Genomic DNA, 23234 nt, shown 5'->3' on the forward strand with positions numbered 1-23234 from the left:
TTTTGAATTGAAGAATGTGATTACAGGGCGGCCTGAATGCCCAGCATGAAAGTGGTGGATTTGGGATAGGCGTGATACATCATCCCCTGCGAAAACACTTTCGTATTTTCCCCGCCGATCAGCCCGATCGTTTCCGGGTCCCCGTTCACTTCCCTGCTGGTCAGCAAAAAGAAATTCTGCACCGACCCAAACACCCGCAGCCTGCTGAAACGAATGCGCTTCAACGTTTCGGGCGATAAACTGTACCCCAGCAGCAGGTTCCTGCCGCGGAGGAACGATCCATCTTTCAGCCAGTGCGTATCTTCGTTGATCACATATCCCGCGCGGGTATCGCGGATCTCGGGGATCATGGTGTTCTGGTTATCGGGCCGCCAGGCGTTCAATACCGACTTGTAACTGTTCGCCAGCGCCACCCTGTCTTCACTGGAGCCCGTACTCAATTCGAACACATCGTTGCCGTAAGAATATTGCAGCTCCAGCGACAGGTCGAACCGGCGGTAGCGGAACGTATTCGTAAACGCGCCCCAGGCTTTGGGACTGCCGTTACCGATGATCATCCGGTCGGCATCGTTGATGGTATAATCGCCGTTAACGTCTTTATATTTAATATCCCCGGGCAAAATGGGCAATCCGCCGCGGTAGCTGACGAACTTTGCGGCCTCCGTCCTTTCCGATTCGCTCCAGATACCCTCCCGCACCAGGCCGTAAAACGCGCCTACGGGCTCGCCGATCCGGATGATGTTGGTAGGACTGATGAATACCAGTCCTCCCACGCCATAAATATCCGAAGGCGTTGCCAGCGACAGCACCTTGTTGCGGTTCATGGAAACGTTGAACATGCTGTTCCAGGAGAAATCCCGCCGTTCGATGTTGACGGTGTTGAGAGAAATCTCCAGTCCTTTGTTTTCCATCGAGCCTACGTTTTTGCGGATGATCGCGTATCCGCTCGTTTGCGGCACCGGGGCATCCAGCAGCATGTCGGTCGTTTTGCGGTAGTACACATCGGCTTCCAGGGAAATGCGCCCTTTGAACAGGCCGATCTCAATACCCGCGTCCGTTTGCGCTGTTTTTTCCCACCGCAGGTCGGGGTTCGAGAGCAACCCGAGACCGGTGCCGCCAACGCGCTGGTTATTGATAATAGCCGCGTAACCGGAGCTCAGGAGCGGCAGCGAAGTATAGGGCGGGATCTCGGAGTTTCCCGTAACGCCGTAGCTGGTGCGCAGTTTAAGGTTCGAGATCACGGGATGATCTTTCAGGAAATCTTCGCCGGATACGCGCCAGGCCAGTGCCGCGGAAGGGAAAAACGCGAACTTGTTGTTCTCCCCGAATTTGGAGGAACCGTCGATACGGCCCGTTACGGTCAGCAGGTATTTATCGAGATACCCGTAATTGACCCTTCCGAAATACGAATTGAACGCAAAGCGCGAGCGGTTGGTGCCGTAGCCGGGATTGGTGCTGCCCGCGCCCAGGTTATTGAACTGGAAGAAATCACTGGAAAAATTCTGGATGCTGGCATACAAACCGAAAGCATTGGTTTCCTGCCAGGCCACGCCCAGCATGCCGGTAAAGGCGTGTTTGTCGGCGATGCGCTTGTTGTAAGTGAGGTAATTCTCCAGCGACCAGAAATTCTCCCGCCCGTTGCTGGACGAGGCGATGCCTTTCTGGCTGATCGACAGCGTGCGGCCGGTATAGGTGTTGGTGCCTTGGGAAAGGATGTTCACACCCAGCACGGTCCGCATTTCCAGCCCTTTCGCGAGGCTGAGGTTGGTGTAGAAGCTGCCGATGGTGGTTTGTGTGTTCAGTATGTATTTCCGGTCGTATAAATAATGGAGGGGGCTGAACGACTGTTCGGCATTGGGATAATGGCGGTTATCTGCCCAGGTGCCGTCGGCGTACTTCACCGGCAGGAAGGGCAATGCTTCAGCGATCATGCGCATGGGCAGGTAGTCGAAATCCACGAGGTTTTCTTCCTGGTTGTTGTAGCTGAGGGTGCCGCCTACTTTGAGCCAGGGTTTTACCTGGTCGTCGAACGTAAAGCGGGCGGAATATCTTTTGAGGTAAGATGTTTTGATGAGGCCCTGATCGTTGCGGTACCCGAGCGAAGCGGCATAGCTGCTTTTCTCGTTACCGTTGGAGAAACCCAGCTGGTGGTTCTGGGAGATACGGTGCTGGGTGGCTTCCTTCAGCCAGTCGGTATCGTACAGCGGGTTGCCGTTGCCGTCGAATATCCGGGGATCGGTACGTGCCAGCGCGGGGTTGCGGCCGGTGTATTTTCCGGCCGCCCAACCGGCGGGGTCGTATTTCTCCATGTTTTTATAGGCAAGGTCTTCCACAGCCAGGAATTCCTTTGCGTTGAGGAACTTCGGGAAGTTGGGCCCAACGGTAGGCACGCTGTAATCGCCGTTGTACGTTACTTCTCCCCCGCCTGCTTTGCCTCTTTTGGTGGTGATGAGCACTACGCCGTTGGCGCCGCGCGCACCGTAGATCGCGGTGGCCGAGGCGTCTTTCAGTATCTCTACCGATACCACATCGTTCGGATTGATATAATCGATCGGCTGGCTGCCCACGGCCTGGGTGGAAATGGGCATCATCACGCCGTCTATTACGTACAGCGGGTTGTTGGATGAGTTGATGGAGCTGAAACCCCGGATGCGCATTTCGGTTTTGCCGCCGGGCCTGCCGGAGTTGGCGTTCACCTGAACGCCGGCCACTTTCCCCGCCAGCGCCTGGTTCAGGGACGATGCCGGGCGTTCCTGCAGGCGTGCGGCCTGAACGGAGCCTACGGCGCCGGTGAGGTCCGATTTACGTTGGGTGCCATACCCGATCACCACTACTTCGTTGAGTGATTCCTTGCTGGTTTGCAGGATGATGTTCAGGGTGGTCTGGCTGCCTACGGATACCTCCTGCGTTTCCATGCCGGAATAGCTGAACACGAGCACCGAAGCCGCGCCGGGGACTGCAATGCGGAAGGTCCCGTCTGCCCCCGTAACCGCGCCTTTATTGGTGCCTTTGATGCGGATGGTGACGCCCGGCAGGGCTTCGCCTTTCTCATCTTTTACGGTGCCGGAAACTACCACCTCGTCTACCACCGTGGTACGGTGCGCGGAGGGAAGCGCGTTCCCCATGGCAGGAAGGCCGGATAATAACAGTATAACACCGCAGGTGTGGAACCACGGCCGGCATAACAGCCGGGTAGCGTGCCTAACAATTGCCCCATTCATGTTGGATAAGTTGAAACGGTTCAATGATAATGGTTGCGGAAGCTTCCCGCAGGCTCACAGGCTGGCGGAGCGGCTTCCTTATGCCACCAAAGTAGAGCGAATTACTTAACCAAAATGTTCTGTACTTACCCCGATTTGTAACATGTTTAACCTATCACATTATGGATATACACCATTTCAACTATCCTTTCAACAGCCGTGCAAACTTGCCATCTTCGGCTATCCACGATGCAGGGGTATATTGCCGGTTTTCCGGAGATCGGGATACACGCATCTTACGTGCCGCCGTTTGTTTGCCTGTTTTGCATTTTGGGATATGCCATCTGGCATCAACGTAAACAGGTAATGGTATCAGGTTTACCGTAGGCAAACCCAACCATCAAATTATCTATCTTGCATAAATATGAAATGGATCACCCGCGAACGCCCTAAAATCGACCGCCTCGCCTGCCCCTGGCTCATCCGCCGGTTCATAGACCCGGAGGCGGAGATCATTTACGTGCCCTTCGACCAGGTGATCCCCCAGGCCGAGGCCCTCGGTGCCATCCCCTTCGACCTTCCCGGCGTGGAATACACGCACCATGAGGATAAATGCACCTTCGACTACCTCATCGAAAAACACAACGTTACCGATCCGGCGGTGCACGTCATGGCGCCCATCGTACGCGGCGCCGATACCGACCGCCACGACCTGGCTACTCAAGCTTCCGGCCTTTGGGCGATCTCCGCCGGCCTCGCCTACAACGAGCCCGACGATCAGCGCCTGCTGGAAAAAGGAATGCTCCTGTACGATGCGCTCTACAGCTGGGCCAAACACCTCCAGCACGTCAGCCACACACAGCAGCCTTTTGAAAACCTCCTGCTGGAAGTGTTCAAAAAATTCCTCAGCCAGCAAAAAGCCGAAGGCAAAAAGGTGCCGGAATGGGCAAAGGAGCTGCGCGACCTCATCCAGGACCAGATCGACACCAACCTCAGCCTGAGCCTCAAAGGCCTTTCCGAAACGCTCCAGGTGCATCCCTCCTACCTTTCCCGGGAGTTCTCCAAATACTTCGACAACCTCACTTTCGGCGACTACATCCGTAAGCTACGCATCGAAAAAGCCATCCAGCTGCTGGCATCCAGCCATAGCCTGACGGAGATCGCCTACCTCACCGGGTTCTCCGACCAAAGCCATTTTACCCGGATTTTCAAGAAGCACACCGGCAAAAGCCCCTCCGATTTCCGGAAAAATCTTCCGAAAAAGTAAAATCCGTACCAACCCGGTTATTTCCGTTCTATTTTTTGGCTGCGGGCCTGGCGAACTTGCAGGTATAAAACCGCTGACCATGAAGTGGATCACCCGTGAGCGGCCCAAAATCGACCGCATCGCCTGTCCCTGGCTGATCGCCCGGTTCATCGACCCGGACGCGGAGATCATCTACGTGCCCGCCCCGGAAGTGATCGCGCGCGCCGCGGAGCTGCAAGCCGTTCCCTTCGACGTGCCGGACGTGGAATATACCCACTACGGCGACGAATGCACCTTTGATTACTTCCTCCGCAAGCACCGGCTGAACGACCCCGCGCTGCGGCAACTGGCCCTGATCGTCCGCGCAGCCGATACCCACCGCTTCGGTCTGGTTCCACAGGCGGCGGGCCTCTGGGCTATCTCCGCCGGGCTTTCCCATAACCACGCCAACGACTACGAAATGCTGGAGATCGGTAAAAAGGTGTACGACGCGCTGTATAGCTGGGCCCGTTTCCGGCAGGAAGAGAAACACACATGGCAGCACAAACAATGACCGACATGGATAAAACCACACCCGGATACTCGCTCCGGGACATCGTTCTCTACTTTTTGAAGCTCGGCACCTGGGGCTTCGGCGGCCCCGTGGCGCTGGCGGGCTACATGCACCGCGACCTGGTGGAGCGCAAAGGCTGGATCAGCGAGGAAGACTACAAGGAAGGGCTGGCCCTCGCCCAACTGGCTCCCGGTCCGCTGGCCGCTCAGCTGGGCATCTACATCGGCTATGTCCATTACAAAATCCCCGGCGCTACACTGACCGGACTGGCCTTCGTGTTGCCGTCGTTCCTTATGGTACTGGCGCTGGGCTTCATATACACCCTATACGAAGGCATCCCCTGGATGCAGGCGGTATTTTATGGCGTGGGCGCCGCGGTAATCGGTATTATCGCCATGAGCGCGTATAAACTCACGAAGAAATCCATCGGGACGGATAAATGGCTGATCGGCATCTACCTGCTGTCTGCCGTGTTTACGGTGGTGTATGAAACGGAGAACGTATGGCTGTTCCTGGGCGCGGGTGTTTTGTACTGGCTCATAAAATCGCCCCCGAAACGATTATGGCTCCCGGGGCGAGACGCGGCGCCGTCGCTGCTGGCGGTTCCCTTGTTCCAGGCGGCGGGTTCGGCAACATCCGGCGGAACGCTCTGGAAGATCGCGCTGTATTTCACCAAGGCCGGGGCGTTCGTGTTCGGAAGCGGCCTGGCGATCGTACCGTTCCTGTATGGCGGCGTGGTAAAGGAATACGCATGGCTGAACGAACAGCAGTTCATGGATGCGGTGGCCGTAGCGATGATCACGCCCGGCCCGGTGGTGATCACCGTGGGATTTATCGGGTACCTGGTATCAGGGTTCCCCGGCGCTTGTGTGGCCGCCTTCGCAACTTTCTTCCCCTGCTACCTGTTTACGATTTTACCCGCTCCCTACTTCCGGAAATACGGAAAGCACCCCGGCATCAAAGCCTTCGTGGACGGCGTAACGGCCGCAGCCATCGGGGCCATCTCCGGCGCGGTGATCGTACTGGGCAAACGTTCCCTCACCGACGCCTGGACCATCGGACTGGCCGCTGTCACTATTTTGGTGCTCTACCGCTTCAAGAAGATCCCCGAGCCCCTGATCATCCTGCTGGCCGCAATCGCCGGCATCCTGTTAAAAACGATCGTTACACCATAAACCACCACATCATGAACCGGAAAGAATTTCTGAAAGGCGGATTACTCCTCGGCGGCGCGGGCCTCATCCGGCCCGACGAAGCATTCGCTGCCAGTACCGACGGCGCACTACCCGACAAGCTCGTGGACGCCAACGGACAATTCGCCCTGAACCCGCTTCCGTACAACGAAACATTCCTGGAGCCGTACATGGATGCCGAAACGCTGCACCTCCATCACCAGTTCCACCACGGTGGCGCCGCAAAAGCCGCCAACAAAGACATCCAGCAAATTCAAAAGGCCGTAGCCGAAGGGAACTTTGAAACGGTCGATTACTGGACGAAAAAGCTATCCTACCATTTCAGCAGCCACCTGCTGCACACCATCTTCTGGACGAACCTCACCAATAAAAAAAGCGAGCCCACGGGTGAACTATTGAAAAAGATCGGGCAGCAGTTCGGCAGCTACGACAAACTGAAGGGCTACATCGCCGCCACCGCCAAGAACATCGACGGCAACGGCTGGGGCGTGCTGGCTTATCAGCCATATGCCGACACCCTCACCGTGATCCAGTGCGAGAACCACGAAAAGCTCCAGCAATGGGGCGCCATACCGATCCTGGTGATCGACGTTTGGGAGCACGCGTATTATCTGAAATACAAAAACAAACGGCAGGATTTCGTCGATACCCTGTTCAACATCATCAATTGGGATAACGTGGCCGACCGGCTGAACATCGCCAGGAAGAAATAACCAACCATCACATATGAAACATCTCACATCTCTTATTCCCGTCCTGCTGACGGGCCAGATTCTTTTTGCCCAAACTTCCGACACCACCCGCCACCGCCGCCCCCTTTCCGTAGGTCTGGAAGGCATGGCCGGCGTTTCCTTCGGCGACAAGACCGTAGCGTTCAATGTCGGCGGCCCTCATCTCAAACTGAAGCTCGGGTCTTCCTGGAGCGTAGCCCTTGCGGCGTTCCCTTCATTACTGATCGTGGACCGCAAGGCGGAGCCCCGACTGGGCATCGGCCCCCGGCTGGATTACCGCAACCTGGTGCTGATCGTGCCTGCGTTTTTTCATAACAAGACAGACAGATGGATTTGGACCGCTGGTATCGGGTACAAGTTTCACTGAAGTTGAATTACACAGGTTGGAAAGCATGATTTCCAACAAATCATAGTAAAAAAGTATTTCCCCACCTTAAACCGGAACAGCCGATTTCAATTAAAAACAGACAATCCGAATCTTGCTTTTATTTGAAAATCTGAAAGAAAATCAACTACGCAAGAAACGGATTGAACACGATAAACCACCGCCCTACTTTTGATTTATCAAACAGGTAAAATTCTTCACTCATTCTAAAATTTCAAACCATGGAAAATCAAAAAACAAAAGAAGAGCTGAACAAAGAAGTAGTGGTACGCTGGTTTACGCATTTCTGGGGAGAAACGGTTGATCTCTCCATCGTAGATGAAATCGCATCGCCCGGCATGCTGCTGAAATACTCGCTGCATGAGCCCCGCAACGGCCGTGAAGATATCAAGGCATTCATGATGGATTTCCGCGCGGCATTCCCGGACTTGAATTTCTGGGGCACGGCAGATCTGATCGCGGAAGGCGATTATGTAGTAGGCCAATGGGAAGGCGGCGGCACGCACACGGGCGGCGCTTTCAGTGACTTCCTGGCAGGCTCACTGCCTGCATCCACCGGAAAGAAAATGCATTTCACCGGCACCACCGTGCTGAAAGTAGTGGATGGAAAAATCGTTGAGGAAATCGGGCTCGATGATGGTGTTACGGCTTTAACGCAACTGGGTTTATTGAAAACCATTTAACGTGGAAGTTAAATGCTAATTGAGCGAAAGCCGCGCGGGCCAATTGAGCCGCGCGGCTTTTCATTTTGGGTAAATGGTGAAGTAAAGCCTTTTATGAAATCGCGCTTTCCCATTTCCTCCTGCCCTTCGCGCATCCGGATGGCCGCGTCTGCATCGTAGGCAACCCCAACACCTGGCCGGAAGACGATATCGCCGCCACCAGGAGGTTATTGCAGCCGCAGGGCCCCGTTATTCTCGTTGGGCATTCCTATGGCGGTGCAATTATTTCTGTTGACGGAAACGCAGGAAATGTTGCCGGCCTCATGTACATAGGCGCATTCCCACCGGAAAAAGGTGAATCTTTGGGAGGCTTGCTGAGCAAATATCCGCTCGAAATCTGGGGATCCTGTCGCCCACCGAAGACCACTCGTTGCCCACGGCAACGCTTCTTCGCGAAACGGGCCAACAGGAAAGCCACCGGGCGCAAAGGCAGCCACGCTATTTTCATCTCGCAGCCCAAAGCCGTGGCAGATGTGATAGAGGCCGCGGCAAAGGGTTCCGCGAAAAAATCGCAACGTTGATAAACTAAACTGCTGCATAATGGCAACAACAAGAAGATACAGTCGCCGCAATTTCCTGTTGAGCGCTTCGGAACTGGCGATGTTCAGCCTGGCGAGCTCCGCATTCGCCCTACCCTTGCCGGACAATTCGCCGGTAACACTTCCGGCACCGGGTGCTTCGTTCGGCCCCATCAAGCAAATCAATGCCGGTGTGTTGAACATCGGCTACGCCGAATCCGGGCCGGGAAACGGCCGCGTGGTAATCCTGATCCATGGCTGGCCCTACGACATTCATACCTACGCAGCCGTTGCGCCTATATTGGCTGCCAAAGGCTACCGGGTGATTGTGCCCTATCTGCGGGGATACGGATCTACGCGCTTCCTTTCCGCAGATACCCCGCGCAATGGCCAGCAATCGGCCATCGCGGCGGATATCATCGCGCTGATGGATGCGCTCGGGATCAAAAAGGCGATCGTCGGCGGTTGCGACTGGGGCGCCAGAACGGCCAATATCCTCGCGGCGTTGTGGCCGGAGCGGGTGAAAGCCATGGTTTCGGTGAGCGGCTACCTGATCGGCAACCAGAAAGCCGGCCAGGTGCCGCTGGAACCTGCCGCGGAATTACAATGGTGGTATCAATATTACTTTTCGACGGAACGTGGCAGGGCCGGGTATGAAAAATACACCGCAGCGTTCGCCAAACTCATCTGGCAGATCGCTTCGCCGCAATGGAAATTCTCCGACGCCACTTTCCAGCAAAGCGCGACATCGTTCGATAATCCGGACCATGTCAGCATCGTGATCCACAACTATCGCTGGCGGCTGGGACTGGCCGAAGGAGAGCCGCAATTCGACGAACTGGAGAAGAAGCTGGCGGAAGCCCCTCCCATCACCGTTCCCAGCATTACGATGGAAGGCGATGCCAACGGCGCGCCCCATCCGCCGGAAAAAGCATATGCGAATAAATTCACGGGCAAATACCGGCACATCGCGCTGACCGGCGGGATCGGGCACAACCTGCCGCAGGAAGCGCCGCAGGCTTTCGCCGACGCGATCATCGAGGTAGACGCCTATCCGGCCTGATTTCCTCCGGTTGAGGTTATTCCAATTCCAGGGCTTCTATCTTTTTTTATAGATACTGAAATTGGGATTTGTCGCTACATCAACAGTTAAGCTATTGATATTCTGTAACTAATGAATATATAATTATCATACCAAAATTAGCATTCCCGCAAAGGGACTATTCGATTTCAAAAAATAATGCTAAAAATGTTTGCCGGCAATTCAAATCCATCGTAATATTGCAATATTATGGGAGCTACCAAGACCGATCTATTCACCAAACAGCAAAACGACATCGCCAACATGGCAAAAGCACTGGCGCACCCCGCCCGCATCGCCATTTTGCAGCATCTCGTGAAGATCAACGCCTGCATCGGCGGCGATCTGGTAGAAGAGCTCGGCCTCGCACAGGCAACGATCTCCCAGCACCTCAAAGAGCTGAAAGCCGTAGGGCTGATCCAGGGCACCGTGGAAGGTACCTCCATCTGCTACTGCATCAACCCGAAAACCTGGATGCAATACCGTAACCTTTTCGACAAATTCTTCGATAGCAGCATTTCCGAGGGCAGTTGCTGCTAATATTTTTTTGCCCTTATATATCGCAATATTGCAATTATACGAACAACTTATTACAATGCCTACAGATCAAGAACTGAAAGACCTCGTCCGCGAGAAATACGGCAACATTGCCCTGCAGGATAAAGATACCAACGCCTCCTCCTGCTGCGGCGCTTCCTGCTGCTCCGACGAAATATATAACATCATGAGCGAAGACTACACCCAGCTCGAAGGCTATAACGCAGACGCCGACCTCGGCCTCGGTTGTGGCCTCCCCACGCAATTCGCAAAGATCCAACCCGGCAACGTGGTGATCGACCTGGGCTCCGGCGCCGGCAACGACGCTTTCATCGCCCGCGCAGAAACCGGCGAAACCGGCAAGGTGATCGGGATCGACTTCACCGACGCCATGATCGCCAAAGCCCGCCATAATGCGGAAGTCCGCGGCTTCCACAACGTCGAGTTCCGCCAGGGCGACATCGAGCAGATGCCCGTGAGCGACAACGTGGCCGACGTCATCGTGAGCAACTGCGTGCTGAACCTGGTGCCCAACAAAAACGGCGTCTTCTCTGAAATCTTCCGCGTCCTGAAGCCCGGCGGCCACTTCAGCATCTCCGACGTGGTGCTCACCGGCAACCTCCCCGCTTCCCTGAAAGAAGCCGCTGAAATGTACGCAGGCTGCGTATCCGGCGCCAGCCCGAAAGAAGTATACCTCGAGCTGATCGCGCAGAACGGCTTCCAGCACATCACCATCCAGAAGGAAAAAGCCATCATCATCCCTGACGATATTCTCGAAAAATACCTCACTCCGGAAGAACTGGCCGGTTTCAAGTCACAACAGGCAGGCATATTCAGCATTACCGTTTACGCGGAAAAACCGGCGGAGAGCTGCTGCACACCTGGTTCCGGATGTTGCTAATTCACCCATTCATCAACGACAAGTATTAGATCCATATGTCTGCAAATGATTGCACGCCGGCAGCTGGCCGCAAACGCCTGGGGTTCCTCGACCGTTACCTCACCCTTTGGATTTTCCTCGCTATGGCGGCAGGCGTCGGCATCGGGTATTTCATCCCGTCCAGCGCCGGCTTCATCAATTCCTTCTCGACCGGTACCACCAACATCCCGCTGGCGATCGGCCTCATCCTCATGATGTACCCGCCGCTGGCAAAGGTGAACTACGGTAAAATGGGCGAAGTGTTCCGCAATACGAAGATCCTCGGCGCATCGCTGCTGCTCAACTGGGTGATCGGCCCTGTGCTGATGTTCGGCCTGGCGGTGCTCTTCCTGCACGGCTATCCGGAATACATGATCGGGCTGATCCTCATCGGGCTGGCCCGCTGCATCGCCATGGTGATCGTGTGGAACGAGCTGGCGGAAGGCAACCGCGAATACGCCGCCGGGCTCGTGGCCCTGAACAGCGTGTTCCAGGTGCTGCTGTACAGCGTATACGCGTGGTTCTTCATTACCGTGTTACCACCGGTATTCGGCATGAAAGGGCTGGAAGTAAATATCACCATCGGCCAGATTGCGGAAAGCGTAGCCATTTACCTGGGTATTCCGTTCGCCGCCGGCATCATTAGCCGCTTCGCGCTGATCCGCTGGAAAGGGGAAAAATGGTTCCAGGAGAAGTTCGTACCCGTGATTTCCCCGATCACCCTCATCGCGCTGCTGTTCACCATCGTGGTGATGTTCAGCCTGAAGGGCGAACTGATCGTACAGATCCCGATGGACGTGGTACGCATCGCCATCCCGCTTGCCATTTACTTCGTCATCATGTTCCTCGTGAGCATGTTCATAGGTAAATCCCTCGGCGCTGACTACTCGAAAAACGCCTCCATCGCCTTTACGGCGGCGGGTAACAACTTCGAGTTGGCGATCGCCGTAGCCATCGGTGTGTTCGGCATCAACAGCGGACAGGCATTTGCCGGCGTGATCGGCCCGTTGGTGGAAGTCCCAGCTCTGATTGCCCTGGTGAACGTGGCGTTCTGGCTGCGGAAACGCTGGTACGGCAATCCGGAAGAAAAAGCATTGCAAGTATAAACTCAAAACCTACTATTCCAAATGAAGAAGATCCTGGTCCTTTGCACCGGCAACAGCTGCCGCAGCCAGATAGCAGAAGGCTATCTCCGCCACTTCGCGGGCGACGCAGCAGAAGTATATAGCGCAGGCGTGGAAACGCACGGCGTCAATCCCCGCGCCATCGCCACCATGGCGGAAGACGGCATCGATATCTCCGGCCACACATCCAACAATATCTCTGAATACACCGGCATCGATTTCGACTATGTGGTGACCGTTTGCGACCATGCGAAGGAACGCTGCCCTGTATTCCCTTCGCGCGCGCAGCAATTCCATGAGAATTTCCCCGACCCGGCGAAAGCCACGGGCACGGAAGAAGAAGTTACGGAGCAGTTCCGCGAGGTACGGCAGATCATCCGCAACTATTTTGAACAATTCGTCAATAAGTACGTCAAAACTGGAACTGCCTAAACCGCAACCGATGAAAATTGCGCTATTCTTGAATATTCACGCGAACCTGAAGCCTTGTTTGCCGACCTGGACAAGCGCAAACCCCACGCCGTTTACTGCCTCGGCGACCTGGTGGGCTACAATATCTGGCTTTACGAAGTGATCCGGGCGATCTGCAAGCTCAGTATCCCGACCATCGCCGGTAACAATGACCAGGGCATCGGCCCGATGAGCCATGAATGCTGCGGCGCCTCCATCTGGAGGCGCCGCAGCGACGCGTCAAACGCCTTGAAAACACCGAATCCAAGGAAATCCCAACGGAACCCGCCATGAAATCGAAAATATCTTAATCAAAAAGCATTACGAGGATACCCCAACTTTCGACGGTATCTATTCCTGTTTTGAATTTCAATTTTCATGTATTGATGTAAACGATGCTTACCGCAATTTCAATATCTTAAAAGACCTCGTTTTGCCCGACTTTCTTTTCGTTTCTACAACATATGCACCACCAGGCAGGGCCGACACATCGATTTGGATCTTTTCCTGTCTGCCGGTATTATTGATCACCAATAACCTGTTGCCTGAATGGCTATAGACAATAATCGTCCAAACCGGGTCCGCCCTGTCTTCGTCCTGAACGTATAACGTTGAGCTCACCGGATTGGGATACCAATTGTAACCCGCATCAACTGCCGCAACATCGGGCGTAGCGGTAATTACACTATTCCTGATGTCGATTGCATTGCTTGTTGCCGTGCAACCTGCAGAAGAGCTGCACACACACCTTATCTTATTGCGGGTTGCCGTTGGCGTATAAATTATGTTATCGCTGACTGCTCCATTGATGTTCTGCCAGGAGTGGAAATTAGTGCTATCCTGCCATTGATATTGCAGGTCCGTGCCTGAATAAGTAACGGTAGCAGTGTACAAACCTTTAGCGCCAGGTTCAACTACTATATCGCCGGAAATTCTGATGTCAGGTACCGGCTTTGCCGTAATGACGACAGGCGTGCTCTCGCGGCTAATGGGGTTGGCGCAAGCAGCGCTACTCAGAAGCAAAACGGAGACAGTTGTGTTGTCCGTAAGTCCATTGATGGTATAGTCAGGAGAATTACTTCCTGTTATTACACCGTTGCTTTTCCATTGATAAAAGGGCGCATCGCCCGGGTTTATAGCAATTGCTGAAATAACAACCGTACCTCCTATGCATATGGCAGTATCACGGATCGACAGCGACACGGAAGGAACGATGTTACTTTTAACACTCATGGTAATGATGCCGCTGTTTGCCTGAGTCTGAAGGCGACAGGCAGAAGGGCTGGTAAGCATACACTGAACCTTGTCATTATCTTGCAGCGTTGAGGTGTTGAATGTGTTTGCGTTTGTACCTGCTGCAACACCGTTCACCGTCCACTGATAACTTGATTCCAAACCGGCATTCCGTGGAAATGCTGTAAACATCACATTCGCTCCGGTACATACAGTAGTAGTTGCCGTTGTAATGCTGACAGACAGTGCACCGGTATCTAAAACCGCCATTGTAAGCACATTACTCTGGGAAGGGTTGGGATATGCACAGGTGGCAGCGCTTTTCATAAATACCTGAACCATGTCATTCTTTTTGAGGGCTGAACTGGTAAATACCGGTTTGTTGATACCCTGCGACACATCATTTACCCTCCAGTCATATTCAGGCAGGTTACCTGGATTAGTTGGCGTTGCCGTAAATGTAACAGGAGTTCCCATACAGGCCGCGAGGTTTGAAGCACTTATTTGCACAGCAGCAGTAGCGCCGTTTACATGCACGGTTATAGCATCACTGGTATCTCTGCGCTCAACGTTACAGATATCGTTATAGATGAGAATTACCCGCACCTGATCAAGATCCTGCAGCGTATTTATTGAAAGCGAACTGGTGTAGTAACCAACATCCTTTCCATTAACCTGCCATTGAGTTGCATAATAGTTCTTGTTGCCGCTGGAGTCGGTGGCAGTAAAAGTTACATCCTTACCAAGACAGAAAGTAGTGTCAGAGGCTGAAATGAATATACCGGGACTGGGCGTATAATTTAGTTGCAATACAAAAGTGCTGCTATAACGTCCATCCACAATGCACCGATATTTATAACCATTCCACGATACAGGCATATTGATGAAATGAAGTGCATTCGTAGTTGCGCCAGACACGATGGTATTGTTAACAACATTGGTAAAACCGCCCCCGGTATCCTGTTGCCATTGATACGTTTTACCGCTTATATCAGACTCCATTTTGTAACCATACGGATTACTTGTACACATCGGCGTAATTACCGGAACATTGACCGAATTTTTATACACTATTATAATTCTGTCATCATAACCGGTTGACGCAGCAATATCAGTTTTACCATCCCCATCGAAATCCGCCCCTGCTACTGCCTGGGGAAAGATGCGGGTGGAGCTGGCGCCGGGCCCGTAAATCAGGCTGTCCAGCTTGGGAGTGCCGGGCAGGGAACTATTCTTTTCTAACCTGATTTGGCGAGTTGTTCCGGAATGGGCCCAAACTACATCAGGTCTTATAGTGCCGCTGAAGTTGGATACAGATCCTCCCCTGCCACTTACATAATTACTGAAATGCAGCCGCATAACAACAGGTGGCAAAAAGGAAAAGTTCCCTACCGTACTGTTGCTTCGCAATACACAAATAGCCTGGTCATTACAAATAACAATATCAGTTTGGCCATCCATATCGAAGTCGACAATCGAAACATAATTGCCTGAAAAACTAATGCCAGGTACGCTTATTCTAACAAATGGGGCGAGAGAAATATTTCCCCGGGTGCTCGTATTCCGAAACAAAAAAATACTGCCTTCGCTGGTATTGGAGGTTGAAGGGTAGGCGATAACGTCTTTTAATCCGTCGCCGTCAAGATCGCCAGCGGCGATGCCCACAAGCGGCTCTAATCTCGGAGTATTGAAGTCTTGCGTGGCGCCAAAAGACAGGGAGCCCGGCACACTGGTATTCCTCATCACACATACACGATAATCTGAAAATGAACTAATCGCAATATCATTTTTCCCGTCATTGTCCAGGTCCGTAATAACCACTCCCTGAGTGCCTTCCCCGGCGGGGAGCAGGTATTCCTTTTCGAACGAAACAATGCCCGGACTGCTTGTATTCCGGAACGCCTTCACCACCCCCCGATTGGTTGATAACGCCAGGTCGGGGCGACCGTCGCCGTCGAGGTCGTTTATTGCAAAAAAGCCTCTTGCGGCAGAGTGATTATTGCCGACATTTACTTTCGGTGCAAAGGAAAGCCGTCCCCCTGTTGTTGTATTTCGGAGTACCGCAATCGAATCGCCCGGATATCCGTAAATAATTGAAATGATGTCAGGTTTTCCATCGCCGTCAATGTCTTTTCCCTGCAATTCACCTGGAATTCCCATGCCTTTGTTTACGATAAGGCCATCAGTAAAGGAATTTGGGGTAAAATTCATAGTGCTGTCAGCAAACGGTACATGAAAAGGTGATGGGGATTCGCCCAAAAGGCCATTGTCTTTATTAAGCACCTGGATAGTACCCAGGCTTGCGCCCACAGGTACAGTACATACCAACTGCCCCGAAGAAGCCGATTGCAGCTTCGCCGGAACGGTTCCAAAATAAACACTGTTCTGTGAAGGTGTGTTACTAAATCCATTGCCGGTGATCGTTACTGTAGCACCCACTATACCCGCAGCGGGGCTAACGGCCTGGATTACCGGAGGCTGCGCAGTTGGTGGTGGATTATAGGTGAATGCACCAACCGGAACGGTGCCATAGAACTGTTTTAAAGTAATGCTGCCTGTAGTGCCGCCGGCAACAACAGCCGTGAGCACCGTATCTGACAATACCGTAAAGGAAGCCGCGGGCATACCACCAAACGAAACACCCGATACGTTGGTGAATCTTGAACCGGTTATGGTTACGAATGTGCCTGTACTGCCCGATTTTGGGTAATAAGAGTGGGCTTCTGCAATGCCGCCTGCGTAAAACTGTGGGTATTTTGTGAGGGTATCCGAAATTCCGCCGGCAGTAACGACCAACTGTATTGTATCTGTGCTTCTGACGATCTCATGTGTATAGGTGGCGTTATAACTTGTGCTTACTAATGACCCATTCACCAGCCATTGGTACTGGTATCCTGTTTTTGAAAAATTCACCAACTTAACGGTGCCGGCCATATACATTCCCGTGGTATCTGTTTTAAAATAAGCCGCCGGTATGGGAGCTCCGCCGTTTGATGTCATTTCCAGGAATCCATGATCGCCGCCTGCCCATAGCTGGGTTGCGGATAAACACTGCAGGTCATTGTGCGTATAACCCAGGTAGGTGAAATCAGTTTCCCTTGCGAGCGGTTCCCAGGTTACGCCGCTGTTTGTTGTTTTATACACCCGGTAAGGAGCTACCAGGGCATAACCGGTATTAACGTCGCTGAACCACATTTTGTCACAATTGAAGGGAGTGGCATCACGGTCGTTCATAAGGGTCCATTGCTGGCCACCGTTCGTTGTTTTATAAAAGTACTCGTAGGGTGAATCGTACATACATAACCACCCAATATTGCCGGTCAGGAAATATGCATTGGTGGGGGTTCCCGTTTTCGGCAATGTCATATTCAGCCACGTCGCCCCGCCATCGGCGGTCTTTAATATGCTGGCTGTATTAATACCGGAAGCCGTCGCAAATGCGTAATTGTCGTCAACCGCATCTATATGGTCAAAAAAATAGCCGGGCCTTATTGCCTGCACATCCCAGGTGAGCCCTTTGTTCGTAGTCTTCAGAATACGGTCTGCATCAACTGCATAACCAATATTACTATTTTGGAGAAAATCGATGTCTTTTATCCCGGTACTCAGTTGCATAGAATTATACTGAGAATGGTATACCAGCTTAAATGAATTTCCACCGTCTGTTGAATACAAAATAGCAGGCACCAGTCCATAATCTCCATAAACGATAAGTATATTTTTATCGAAGGCCTTCACTCCCTCGATACCAAACCCAAAGGTTAGATTGATGTTCGTATAGCTGCCGTAATTGACGTTACTGAGGGTGATGTATTTCTTTGTAAAGGTCCTGCCGCTGTCAGTGGTATAGCCGATCCATTTGCTAAAAGCAACATAACCCTCGCTTGGCGAATAAAAACTCATTTTATAGATATGGTTGTCAGGATCAGTATCCTTGTACATCTGACGCATTTGCGCCATTGCAGGCGAAAGGGAAAAAATATAAACAGTTAGTAGGGATAAGCATCCTTTAAAGGCTGTTTTCAGGCAGGAAAGGGACATGTAGGAAATTTAGGGCAATTTAGGATAATTTTAATCGCCATCAGGCGCGATTTTTGAGCGTATAAATCTGGCGCCCGGAGGGTTGCAGGCCCCTGTGGAACCTTCAGTTACCGGCCGACCTAACCACCTAAATACCAGCCTGATATGACAAATATGGAAATAGGGATCATTATCATTGCCGCGCTGGCAGGGCTGGCGCTGATAATATTCCTCATCAAACGCAACCGCGACGACCGGAAGAAACTCCTTCCCCCGGAAGCTACAGACGACATAGTCGAACAAAACCGGACAGACCAGCTAAGACACGAAGATCAGCTCTAAAGCAACGCTATTCGGGTCTCACTTTACCTTGATCCCACATCCGGAAAAATCACCTTAAAACCACTCCTTTTTTTCCAATACAACTAAATGTTGTCGGGAAAACAACGGTTCGATGTTGCATCACAACTAAAAGGAACACGCTTTATAGCGATTGAACGAGAATCCCGGAATACATTTGCAATATCCCGACGTCAGGATTCAATGTTCAAAGAAGAAGGAACTCCATCGCTCTGAAAAGATGAAACCTGACGGTCACGGCACTCAACGGCAGCGGCGCACATCATCTTATGGCGTTCGCTTTTAAAAGTAAAATTATGCAACATTCAATTTCAGTAACTGGGCTCAAAAAGTCCTACAGGCAACTCCATGTCCTGAAAGGAGTAGATTTTGAAGTGGAAAAAGGCAGCATTTTCGCCCTGCTGGGCTCCAACGGTTCCGGCAAAACGACGATCATCAAAATCCTCACCACATTGTTGAAACAGGACGGCGGCCGTGCCTCCATCAATGGATTCGACGTGACCGCGCAACCCGGCAATGTGCGGGCCTCCATCAGCCTTACCGGTCAATTCGCCGCCCTGGACGACATTCTCACCGGCCGGGAAAACCTGGTGATGATTGCGAAGCTGCGGCATGTAAAGCATCCGCGCCAAGTGGCCAACGATCTCCTGGAACGGTTCGGTTTAACGGAAGCGGCAGACCGCAAGGCGGCCACTTACTCCGGCGGCATGCGGCGGCGGCTAGACATCGCGATGAGCCTTGTCGGCGATTCGCCGCTGATCTTCCTCGACGAGCCCACGACCGGCCTGGACCCCGAAGCCCGCATCGAAGTCTGGAAAATCGTGAAAGCGCTTGCCGGCAATGGCACGACCGTATTCCTCACCACGCAGTACCTGGAGGAAGCGGAGCAACTGGCGGATAAAATCGCCATCCTCCACGGCGGCCAGATCATCGTAAGCGGTACGTTGGCGGAGCTGAAACAGCTGTTCCCTCCCGCTACAGTAGAATACATTGAAAAACAGCCGACGCTGGAGGAAATCTTCCTGTCGATCATCGGTAAAACAAACGGATAACCTTATGGAAACGTTAAAGAACCATTACTTCTCGGATATGCGCGTCATGCTCGGCCGTAGCTTGCGCCATGTTTTCCGCAGCCTCGACACCATTATTACCGTCACCATCATGCCCATTGCGATGATGCTGCTGTTTGTCTACGTGTTAGGCGGCGCTATCAAGACCGGCGCAGATAACTATGTCGATTACCTGCTGCCCGGCATCTTGCTGATCGCGGTGGCGAACAGCATCGGGTACGTGTCGTACCGTTTGTTCCTCGACAAACAACGGGGCATCTTCGAACGGTTCAATTCCATGCCCATCGCGCGATCGGCTGCGCTGTGGGGGCATGTATTAACTTCCCTGGTATCGAACTTCCTTTCGCTGAGCGTTATCGTGATCGTGGCGCTGATAATGGGTTTCCGTTCTTCCGCGGGCGTTCTATCATGGTTGGCGGTTGTCGGAATTATTGCGCTGTTTACGCTGGCGCTGACATGGGTGGCCGCCATTGCAGGTTTATCGGCAAAATCTGTGGATGGCGCAGGTGTGATCGCTTATCCGATCCATTTCCTTCCATTAATCAGTTCGGCTTTCGTGCCCACAGCAACTATGCCTGGCCCCGTCCGGGCTTTTGCGGAAAATCAGCCTGTGACCCCGATCGCAGAAGCGATCCGGGCCTTGCTTGCGGGCCAGCCTGTAGGCAATGGGATATGGGTGGCCCTGGCCTGGTGTGTCGGGATCATGATCGTTGCGTGTATCATTGCGAGCAGGGTATTCAGGAATCGGGGGTAACCGCCTTCCCGCGCAGGCGCCGGGGATTCAGGGTTTCAGGTTTTAACATCGATACAGGTGGCGATTGTGTCCAATCATCCCAAAAACAATGTACGGGTACGGGCTCGACCTGGAATCAGGGAGCTTCAAGGTCCATGCGTTCCGGCAGCCCATCAACTCTCTCCTTCCTGCAACCGGCGGGATTTATACAAGATGGTGCTGGTTTCGGTGGATTTGAGTGAGATAATGCTTGAGTGATGATGTGTGAACAAACCCGGGGCGCTCCCTTATGTGGGGACCGTTACGCGGTGTTTGTAGTATCTGAACGATTAAAGCCGTGCAGATCGAATGATCGGCCCGGCTTTAATCGTTCCTACTGGTCCTGCGCAATTACAACGCAAGATTCCCTGATTTTTTCCCGTTGAAGTTATTGCAATTCCAGGGTTTCCATCCTTTTTAAAGCTTGTAACAGTTCACGGAGACCAAACTCATCACTGATCAACGCCATGGGTGGAATCATACCGAGGCGCATGCTGGGCTCCTGCATCCAGCTGTTGAATTTTTTCCTTCGGCCAAACTGGCTATATCCATATGCGTAAATCTCCACCAGCTGCATAATGATATTGCTGATCGGCTTTGGGAATACGCCTCTGTCCCGCCAGGCTCTGAACCCGCTGCCGGTAGCGTTGAGGGCGAAGCATAGATCGGAGACGCTGAGGTCTGTTACATCCATAAATCCTTCTACTATTTCAAAAGGCAACCCATCCCCTACAATGGCCGCAGCCTCTTCTTCGGTAAGCGGATGCAGCAAACGGAGCAGTTCGAAAGATTGCAGATTGTGTGCGGAAATTGAATCTAATTTCATGCTAACTAATTAAAAAATGAATGATAGAATTCGTTGTTAATTATGTTGCACACTTTCATCATGGGGATGTATTTGGGGCGGACGGGATGCGAGGTAGCGGATCTGCGCTGCGATGATTTTGTTGATCTTTTGCCGGGATGCAGCCGGGATGCGATCGCTATGCGTAAAATAATAACGGTAAGTATCGTCATCCCATCCGCATTCCATGCAAATGCGGGCGTAAACGGCATCGCTCAGGAGGTTGAGGACGGAAATGACTTGCGGAAGCTGGGCGTAAACAATGGATTCGTTTGATTTCATGGTGGTTTGGTTTAGATTTTTCGATGCTTCTATCGTTTTACAAAGATAAGGGAAATATATTTTTAACGCATAATTATAGGTCATTTTTATAGCGATTTTCTTCCAACTTTCAGGGTTTGAACAAATCGCCGACAGATGAAGCCATTGGAACTGGAAGAAAAGACGGAAATAAAATTGCGATATGCAACTGCCTTGCACAAGGCATTTAAAGCGAGCGGACTCAAAAGCTTTCGAAAAATTGCCAGTCTTGCTGGTATGGAGCCCTCCCACATCCAAAGGATCGCTACCGGTAAAAATGATGTGACGTTGACAACGAATGTTGCCATTTCAAAGGCATTGGGAATTTCTTACGGTGAATTTGCCCAGTACTACGATGAAGTTACTCCCGGCGATATTAAAGAATTCGTCGAATACCTGGAAGCACAAAAGAAAGGTACTTCGAAGGCAAAAAAGGCCTAACCTATCTCCCACTTCATAATTTGTTATCAAATTCATTTACTACGGTTACAGTACGGTATCAGTACTGTATCCCTACTATATCCCTACTGTATCTATACTGTAAACCTATTTTAGGACGTGACCGCCCCTCAATCCCTCCCGATAAAAATCCTCACCTGCTCCTCGGTTAACCCGCTTGCCGCGCAAAACTCTTCCACGGAAATAAACTGTCCCCGCTCCTTCTGGAAGATCTTCCGCAGCCGGCTCATGTACTTCCTGGCCGACCGGGCGCTTTTGCCCAGTATGTTTTCGATGTCTTGCGTGTAAATAATCAGCCTGTCCGGCACCTTTTTTACCATGATGAAAGTTTACGTGATAAGACCCAAAACGGCCAAAATGTACCGTTTTGCCACCCCTGGCTTTTTTGCCCTTTTGCCCGCATTTACCTTCGCCATGTAATTACACCCCACGCTGATCACGTGAAGAGCCCAACCGGGCATGGCTACGGAAATGCCCCATTCTTTTACCTTTTAAAGCTTTTAATCATGGCTAAACAAGATGGTTTATTACAGTTTAATGGTGCCATCGGCAACCTCTCTTTTTACAAAACCCGGAATGGTGGCTTCGCCGTTCGCCAGAAAACGGGGGTTAGCCCCCAGCGGATCGCTACCGATCCCAAATTCGCAATGCTCCGGGCCAACGGCATCGAGTTCGGCCAGGCCGGGCGTGCCGGCAAGCTCATCCGCGCGGCGTTCGGGGTGGCAATGAAGAACATCGCAGACAGGGGCGTCAGCAACCGGCTTACTGCCCTCTGCAAGTCCATCATCAAATCCGATGCGCTGAACGAGGCCGGGAAGCGCCAGCTGCTCGAAGGAGAAATGGCCAAACTGGAAAAGTTCGAGTTCAATGCACAAAGCCCGCTCGATACCTCGTTCCTCGCGCAGTTCACGCATACGTTCGACCGGGTGGCCGGGTCCGCAGGGATCACTATCCCGGTATTTAACCCGGCGGAAATGGTGATCCCGCCCGGTAATGCCACCCATTTCAGGATGCGGGCTTCTGCTGCAGCGCTGAACTTCGGCGAGTTCAAATTCGTTTCCGGACAGATCGCCACGGAACCGCTCCCGCTGGACGGGAACACCGCGCCTATCGACCTTTCCGTACCGCTGCCTCCTAACTCGGCCGATGTGCTGATGCTGGCCATCAGCATCGAGTTTATCAAGGAAGACGGTACCCACCAGGCCGATGTGCTGAACAGCGCGTACAACGCTATGCGGCTGGTTGCGGTGAACATGGCGCCTTAAGGGAACATTCATTTTCTAACATTTAAAATCCTTTAAATATGGAATTGCTCAACCGTTTAACCGCTCCCACGCCTCCTTTCTTTCAGAAGGTGCGTAACCTGGGCTTGTTGCTGACCGCTGTTGCTTCGGCGGTGATAGGCCTTCCGCTGGAGCTGGAGCTACCCCTTACGGTGCTCGAGATCGCAGGCGGGTTGGCTGTTGCCGGCTCCATGATGGCTGGCTTGGGACAAGCGGCCGTTAAAAGCGAGTAAG

24 protein-coding genes are annotated in these 23234 nt (G+C 52.5%); 19 read left to right on the plus strand and 5 right to left on the minus strand.

Annotated elements, in window-relative coordinates; genetic code table 11:
* Positions 1–20: 20 nt before the first annotated feature.
* Positions 21–3125 (minus strand): TonB-dependent receptor, encoded by a 3105-nt coding sequence (locus tag WJU22_RS22265; RefSeq protein WP_341840380.1) that lies wholly within the window; start codon positions 3123–3125, stop codon positions 21–23.
* Between the two features lie 499 nt (positions 3126–3624).
* On the opposite strand from WJU22_RS22265, the gene WJU22_RS22270 reads away from it, so the two are divergent.
* The 13 genes from WJU22_RS22270 to WJU22_RS22330 all read left to right on the plus strand — a co-directional run bounded on the left by WJU22_RS22270 (position 3625) and on the right by WJU22_RS22330 (position 12953).
* The gene (locus WJU22_RS22270) at positions 3625–4467 is read left to right on the plus strand and encodes a chromate resistance protein ChrB domain-containing protein (protein WP_341840381.1); all 843 of its coding nucleotides are present in this window, start codon (positions 3625–3627) and stop codon (positions 4465–4467) included.
* Positions 4468–4546: 79 nt separating this feature from the next.
* Positions 4547–4999, plus strand: coding sequence for a chromate resistance protein ChrB domain-containing protein (locus WJU22_RS22275; RefSeq protein ID WP_341840382.1), 453 nt, complete (start codon positions 4547–4549; stop codon positions 4997–4999).
* Complete coding sequence (locus tag WJU22_RS22280) at positions 4981–6174, plus strand: chromate transporter (RefSeq protein WP_341840383.1); 1194 nt, start codon at positions 4981–4983, stop codon at positions 6172–6174. The genes WJU22_RS22275 and WJU22_RS22280 overlap by 19 nt, the downstream gene beginning before the upstream one ends.
* Positions 6175–6185: 11 nt before the next feature.
* Positions 6186–6905, plus strand: coding sequence for a superoxide dismutase (locus WJU22_RS22285; protein WP_341840384.1), 720 nt, complete (start codon positions 6186–6188; stop codon positions 6903–6905).
* A 13-nt stretch (positions 6906–6918) separates the two neighbouring features.
* Entirely contained in the window at positions 6919–7290 is a 372-nt protein-coding gene (locus tag WJU22_RS22290; RefSeq protein WP_341840385.1) for a hypothetical protein, read from the plus strand.
* A gap of 239 nt (positions 7291–7529) precedes the next feature.
* The gene (locus WJU22_RS22295; protein WP_341840386.1) at positions 7530–7991 is read left to right on the plus strand and encodes an ester cyclase; all 462 of its coding nucleotides are present in this window, start codon (positions 7530–7532) and stop codon (positions 7989–7991) included.
* Positions 7992–8200: 209 nt separating this feature from the next.
* Positions 8201–8551 carry an alpha/beta hydrolase gene (locus WJU22_RS22300; protein WP_341840387.1) on the plus strand — a complete coding sequence of 117 codons (351 nt, stop codon included), beginning with the start codon at positions 8201–8203 and terminating at the stop codon, positions 8549–8551.
* Between the two features lie 19 nt (positions 8552–8570).
* On the plus strand, positions 8571–9611 hold the full coding sequence (locus tag WJU22_RS22305; protein ID WP_341840388.1) for an alpha/beta hydrolase: 1041 nt from the start codon (positions 8571–8573) through the stop codon (positions 9609–9611).
* Positions 9612–9839: 228 nt separating this feature from the next.
* Entirely contained in the window at positions 9840–10169 is a 330-nt protein-coding gene (locus WJU22_RS22310) for a metalloregulator ArsR/SmtB family transcription factor (RefSeq protein ID WP_341839752.1), read from the plus strand.
* A gap of 55 nt (positions 10170–10224) precedes the next feature.
* Positions 10225–11067 carry an arsenite methyltransferase gene (locus tag WJU22_RS22315; protein ID WP_341840389.1) on the plus strand — a complete coding sequence of 281 codons (843 nt, stop codon included), beginning with the start codon at positions 10225–10227 and terminating at the stop codon, positions 11065–11067.
* Between the two features lie 35 nt (positions 11068–11102).
* Positions 11103–12191, plus strand: a complete 1089-nt coding sequence (arsB, locus tag WJU22_RS22320) for an ACR3 family arsenite efflux transporter (RefSeq protein ID WP_341840390.1) — start codon at positions 11103–11105, stop codon at positions 12189–12191.
* A 21-nt stretch (positions 12192–12212) separates the two neighbouring features.
* Positions 12213–12641, plus strand: coding sequence for an arsenate reductase ArsC (locus WJU22_RS22325; protein WP_341840391.1), 429 nt, complete (start codon positions 12213–12215; stop codon positions 12639–12641).
* Positions 12642–12695: 54 nt separating this feature from the next.
* Positions 12696–12953 (plus strand): metallophosphoesterase family protein, encoded by a 258-nt coding sequence (locus WJU22_RS22330; RefSeq protein ID WP_341840392.1) that lies wholly within the window; start codon positions 12696–12698, stop codon positions 12951–12953.
* 105 nt (positions 12954–13058) lie between these two features.
* Here WJU22_RS22330 and WJU22_RS22335 read toward each other — a convergent pair whose 3' ends face one another.
* On the minus strand, positions 13059–17933 hold the full coding sequence (locus WJU22_RS22335) for an FG-GAP-like repeat-containing protein (RefSeq protein WP_341840393.1): 4875 nt from the start codon (positions 17931–17933) through the stop codon (positions 13059–13061).
* A gap of 144 nt (positions 17934–18077) precedes the next feature.
* On the opposite strand from WJU22_RS22335, the gene WJU22_RS22340 reads away from it, so the two are divergent.
* From WJU22_RS22340 to WJU22_RS22350, 3 genes are all read left to right on the plus strand, one after another.
* Positions 18078–18254 (plus strand): hypothetical protein, encoded by a 177-nt coding sequence (locus WJU22_RS22340; RefSeq protein WP_341840394.1) that lies wholly within the window; start codon positions 18078–18080, stop codon positions 18252–18254.
* Positions 18255–18568: 314 nt separating this feature from the next.
* Positions 18569–19324 (plus strand): ABC transporter ATP-binding protein, encoded by a 756-nt coding sequence (locus WJU22_RS22345; RefSeq protein ID WP_341840395.1) that lies wholly within the window; start codon positions 18569–18571, stop codon positions 19322–19324.
* Between the two features lie 4 nt (positions 19325–19328).
* A complete protein-coding gene (locus WJU22_RS22350; protein ID WP_341840396.1) occupies positions 19329–20096 on the plus strand; it encodes an ABC transporter permease in 768 nt (255 codons plus the stop codon).
* 406 nt (positions 20097–20502) lie between these two features.
* Here WJU22_RS22350 and WJU22_RS22355 read toward each other — a convergent pair whose 3' ends face one another.
* Positions 20503–20940 carry an antitoxin Xre/MbcA/ParS toxin-binding domain-containing protein gene (locus WJU22_RS22355; protein ID WP_341840397.1) on the minus strand — a complete coding sequence of 146 codons (438 nt, stop codon included), beginning with the start codon at positions 20938–20940 and terminating at the stop codon, positions 20503–20505.
* Positions 20941–20976: 36 nt separating this feature from the next.
* Entirely contained in the window at positions 20977–21240 is a 264-nt protein-coding gene (locus tag WJU22_RS22360; RefSeq protein ID WP_341840398.1) for a hypothetical protein, read from the minus strand.
* 135 nt (positions 21241–21375) lie between these two features.
* Here WJU22_RS22360 and WJU22_RS22365 point away from each other — a divergent pair, with 135 nt between their 5' ends.
* Positions 21376–21699, plus strand: a complete 324-nt coding sequence (locus WJU22_RS22365; RefSeq protein ID WP_341840399.1) for a helix-turn-helix transcriptional regulator — start codon at positions 21376–21378, stop codon at positions 21697–21699.
* A 128-nt stretch (positions 21700–21827) separates the two neighbouring features.
* On the opposite strand, the gene WJU22_RS22370 is transcribed toward WJU22_RS22365, so the two are convergent.
* Positions 21828–22037 (minus strand): hypothetical protein, encoded by a 210-nt coding sequence (locus tag WJU22_RS22370; RefSeq protein ID WP_341840400.1) that lies wholly within the window; start codon positions 22035–22037, stop codon positions 21828–21830.
* Positions 22038–22223: 186 nt separating this feature from the next.
* Between WJU22_RS22370 and WJU22_RS22375 the strand changes: the two genes are divergently transcribed.
* Both WJU22_RS22375 and WJU22_RS22380 read left to right on the plus strand, forming a co-directional pair.
* Entirely contained in the window at positions 22224–22982 is a 759-nt protein-coding gene (locus WJU22_RS22375) for a hypothetical protein (RefSeq protein WP_341840401.1), read from the plus strand.
* A gap of 38 nt (positions 22983–23020) precedes the next feature.
* Positions 23021–23233, plus strand: coding sequence for a hypothetical protein (locus WJU22_RS22380; protein ID WP_341840402.1), 213 nt, complete (start codon positions 23021–23023; stop codon positions 23231–23233).
* Position 23234 lies beyond the last annotated feature (1 nt).

The organism is Chitinophaga caseinilytica (genome assembly GCF_038396765.1).
Lineage (GTDB): Bacteria > Bacteroidota > Bacteroidia > Chitinophagales > Chitinophagaceae > Chitinophaga > Chitinophaga caseinilytica.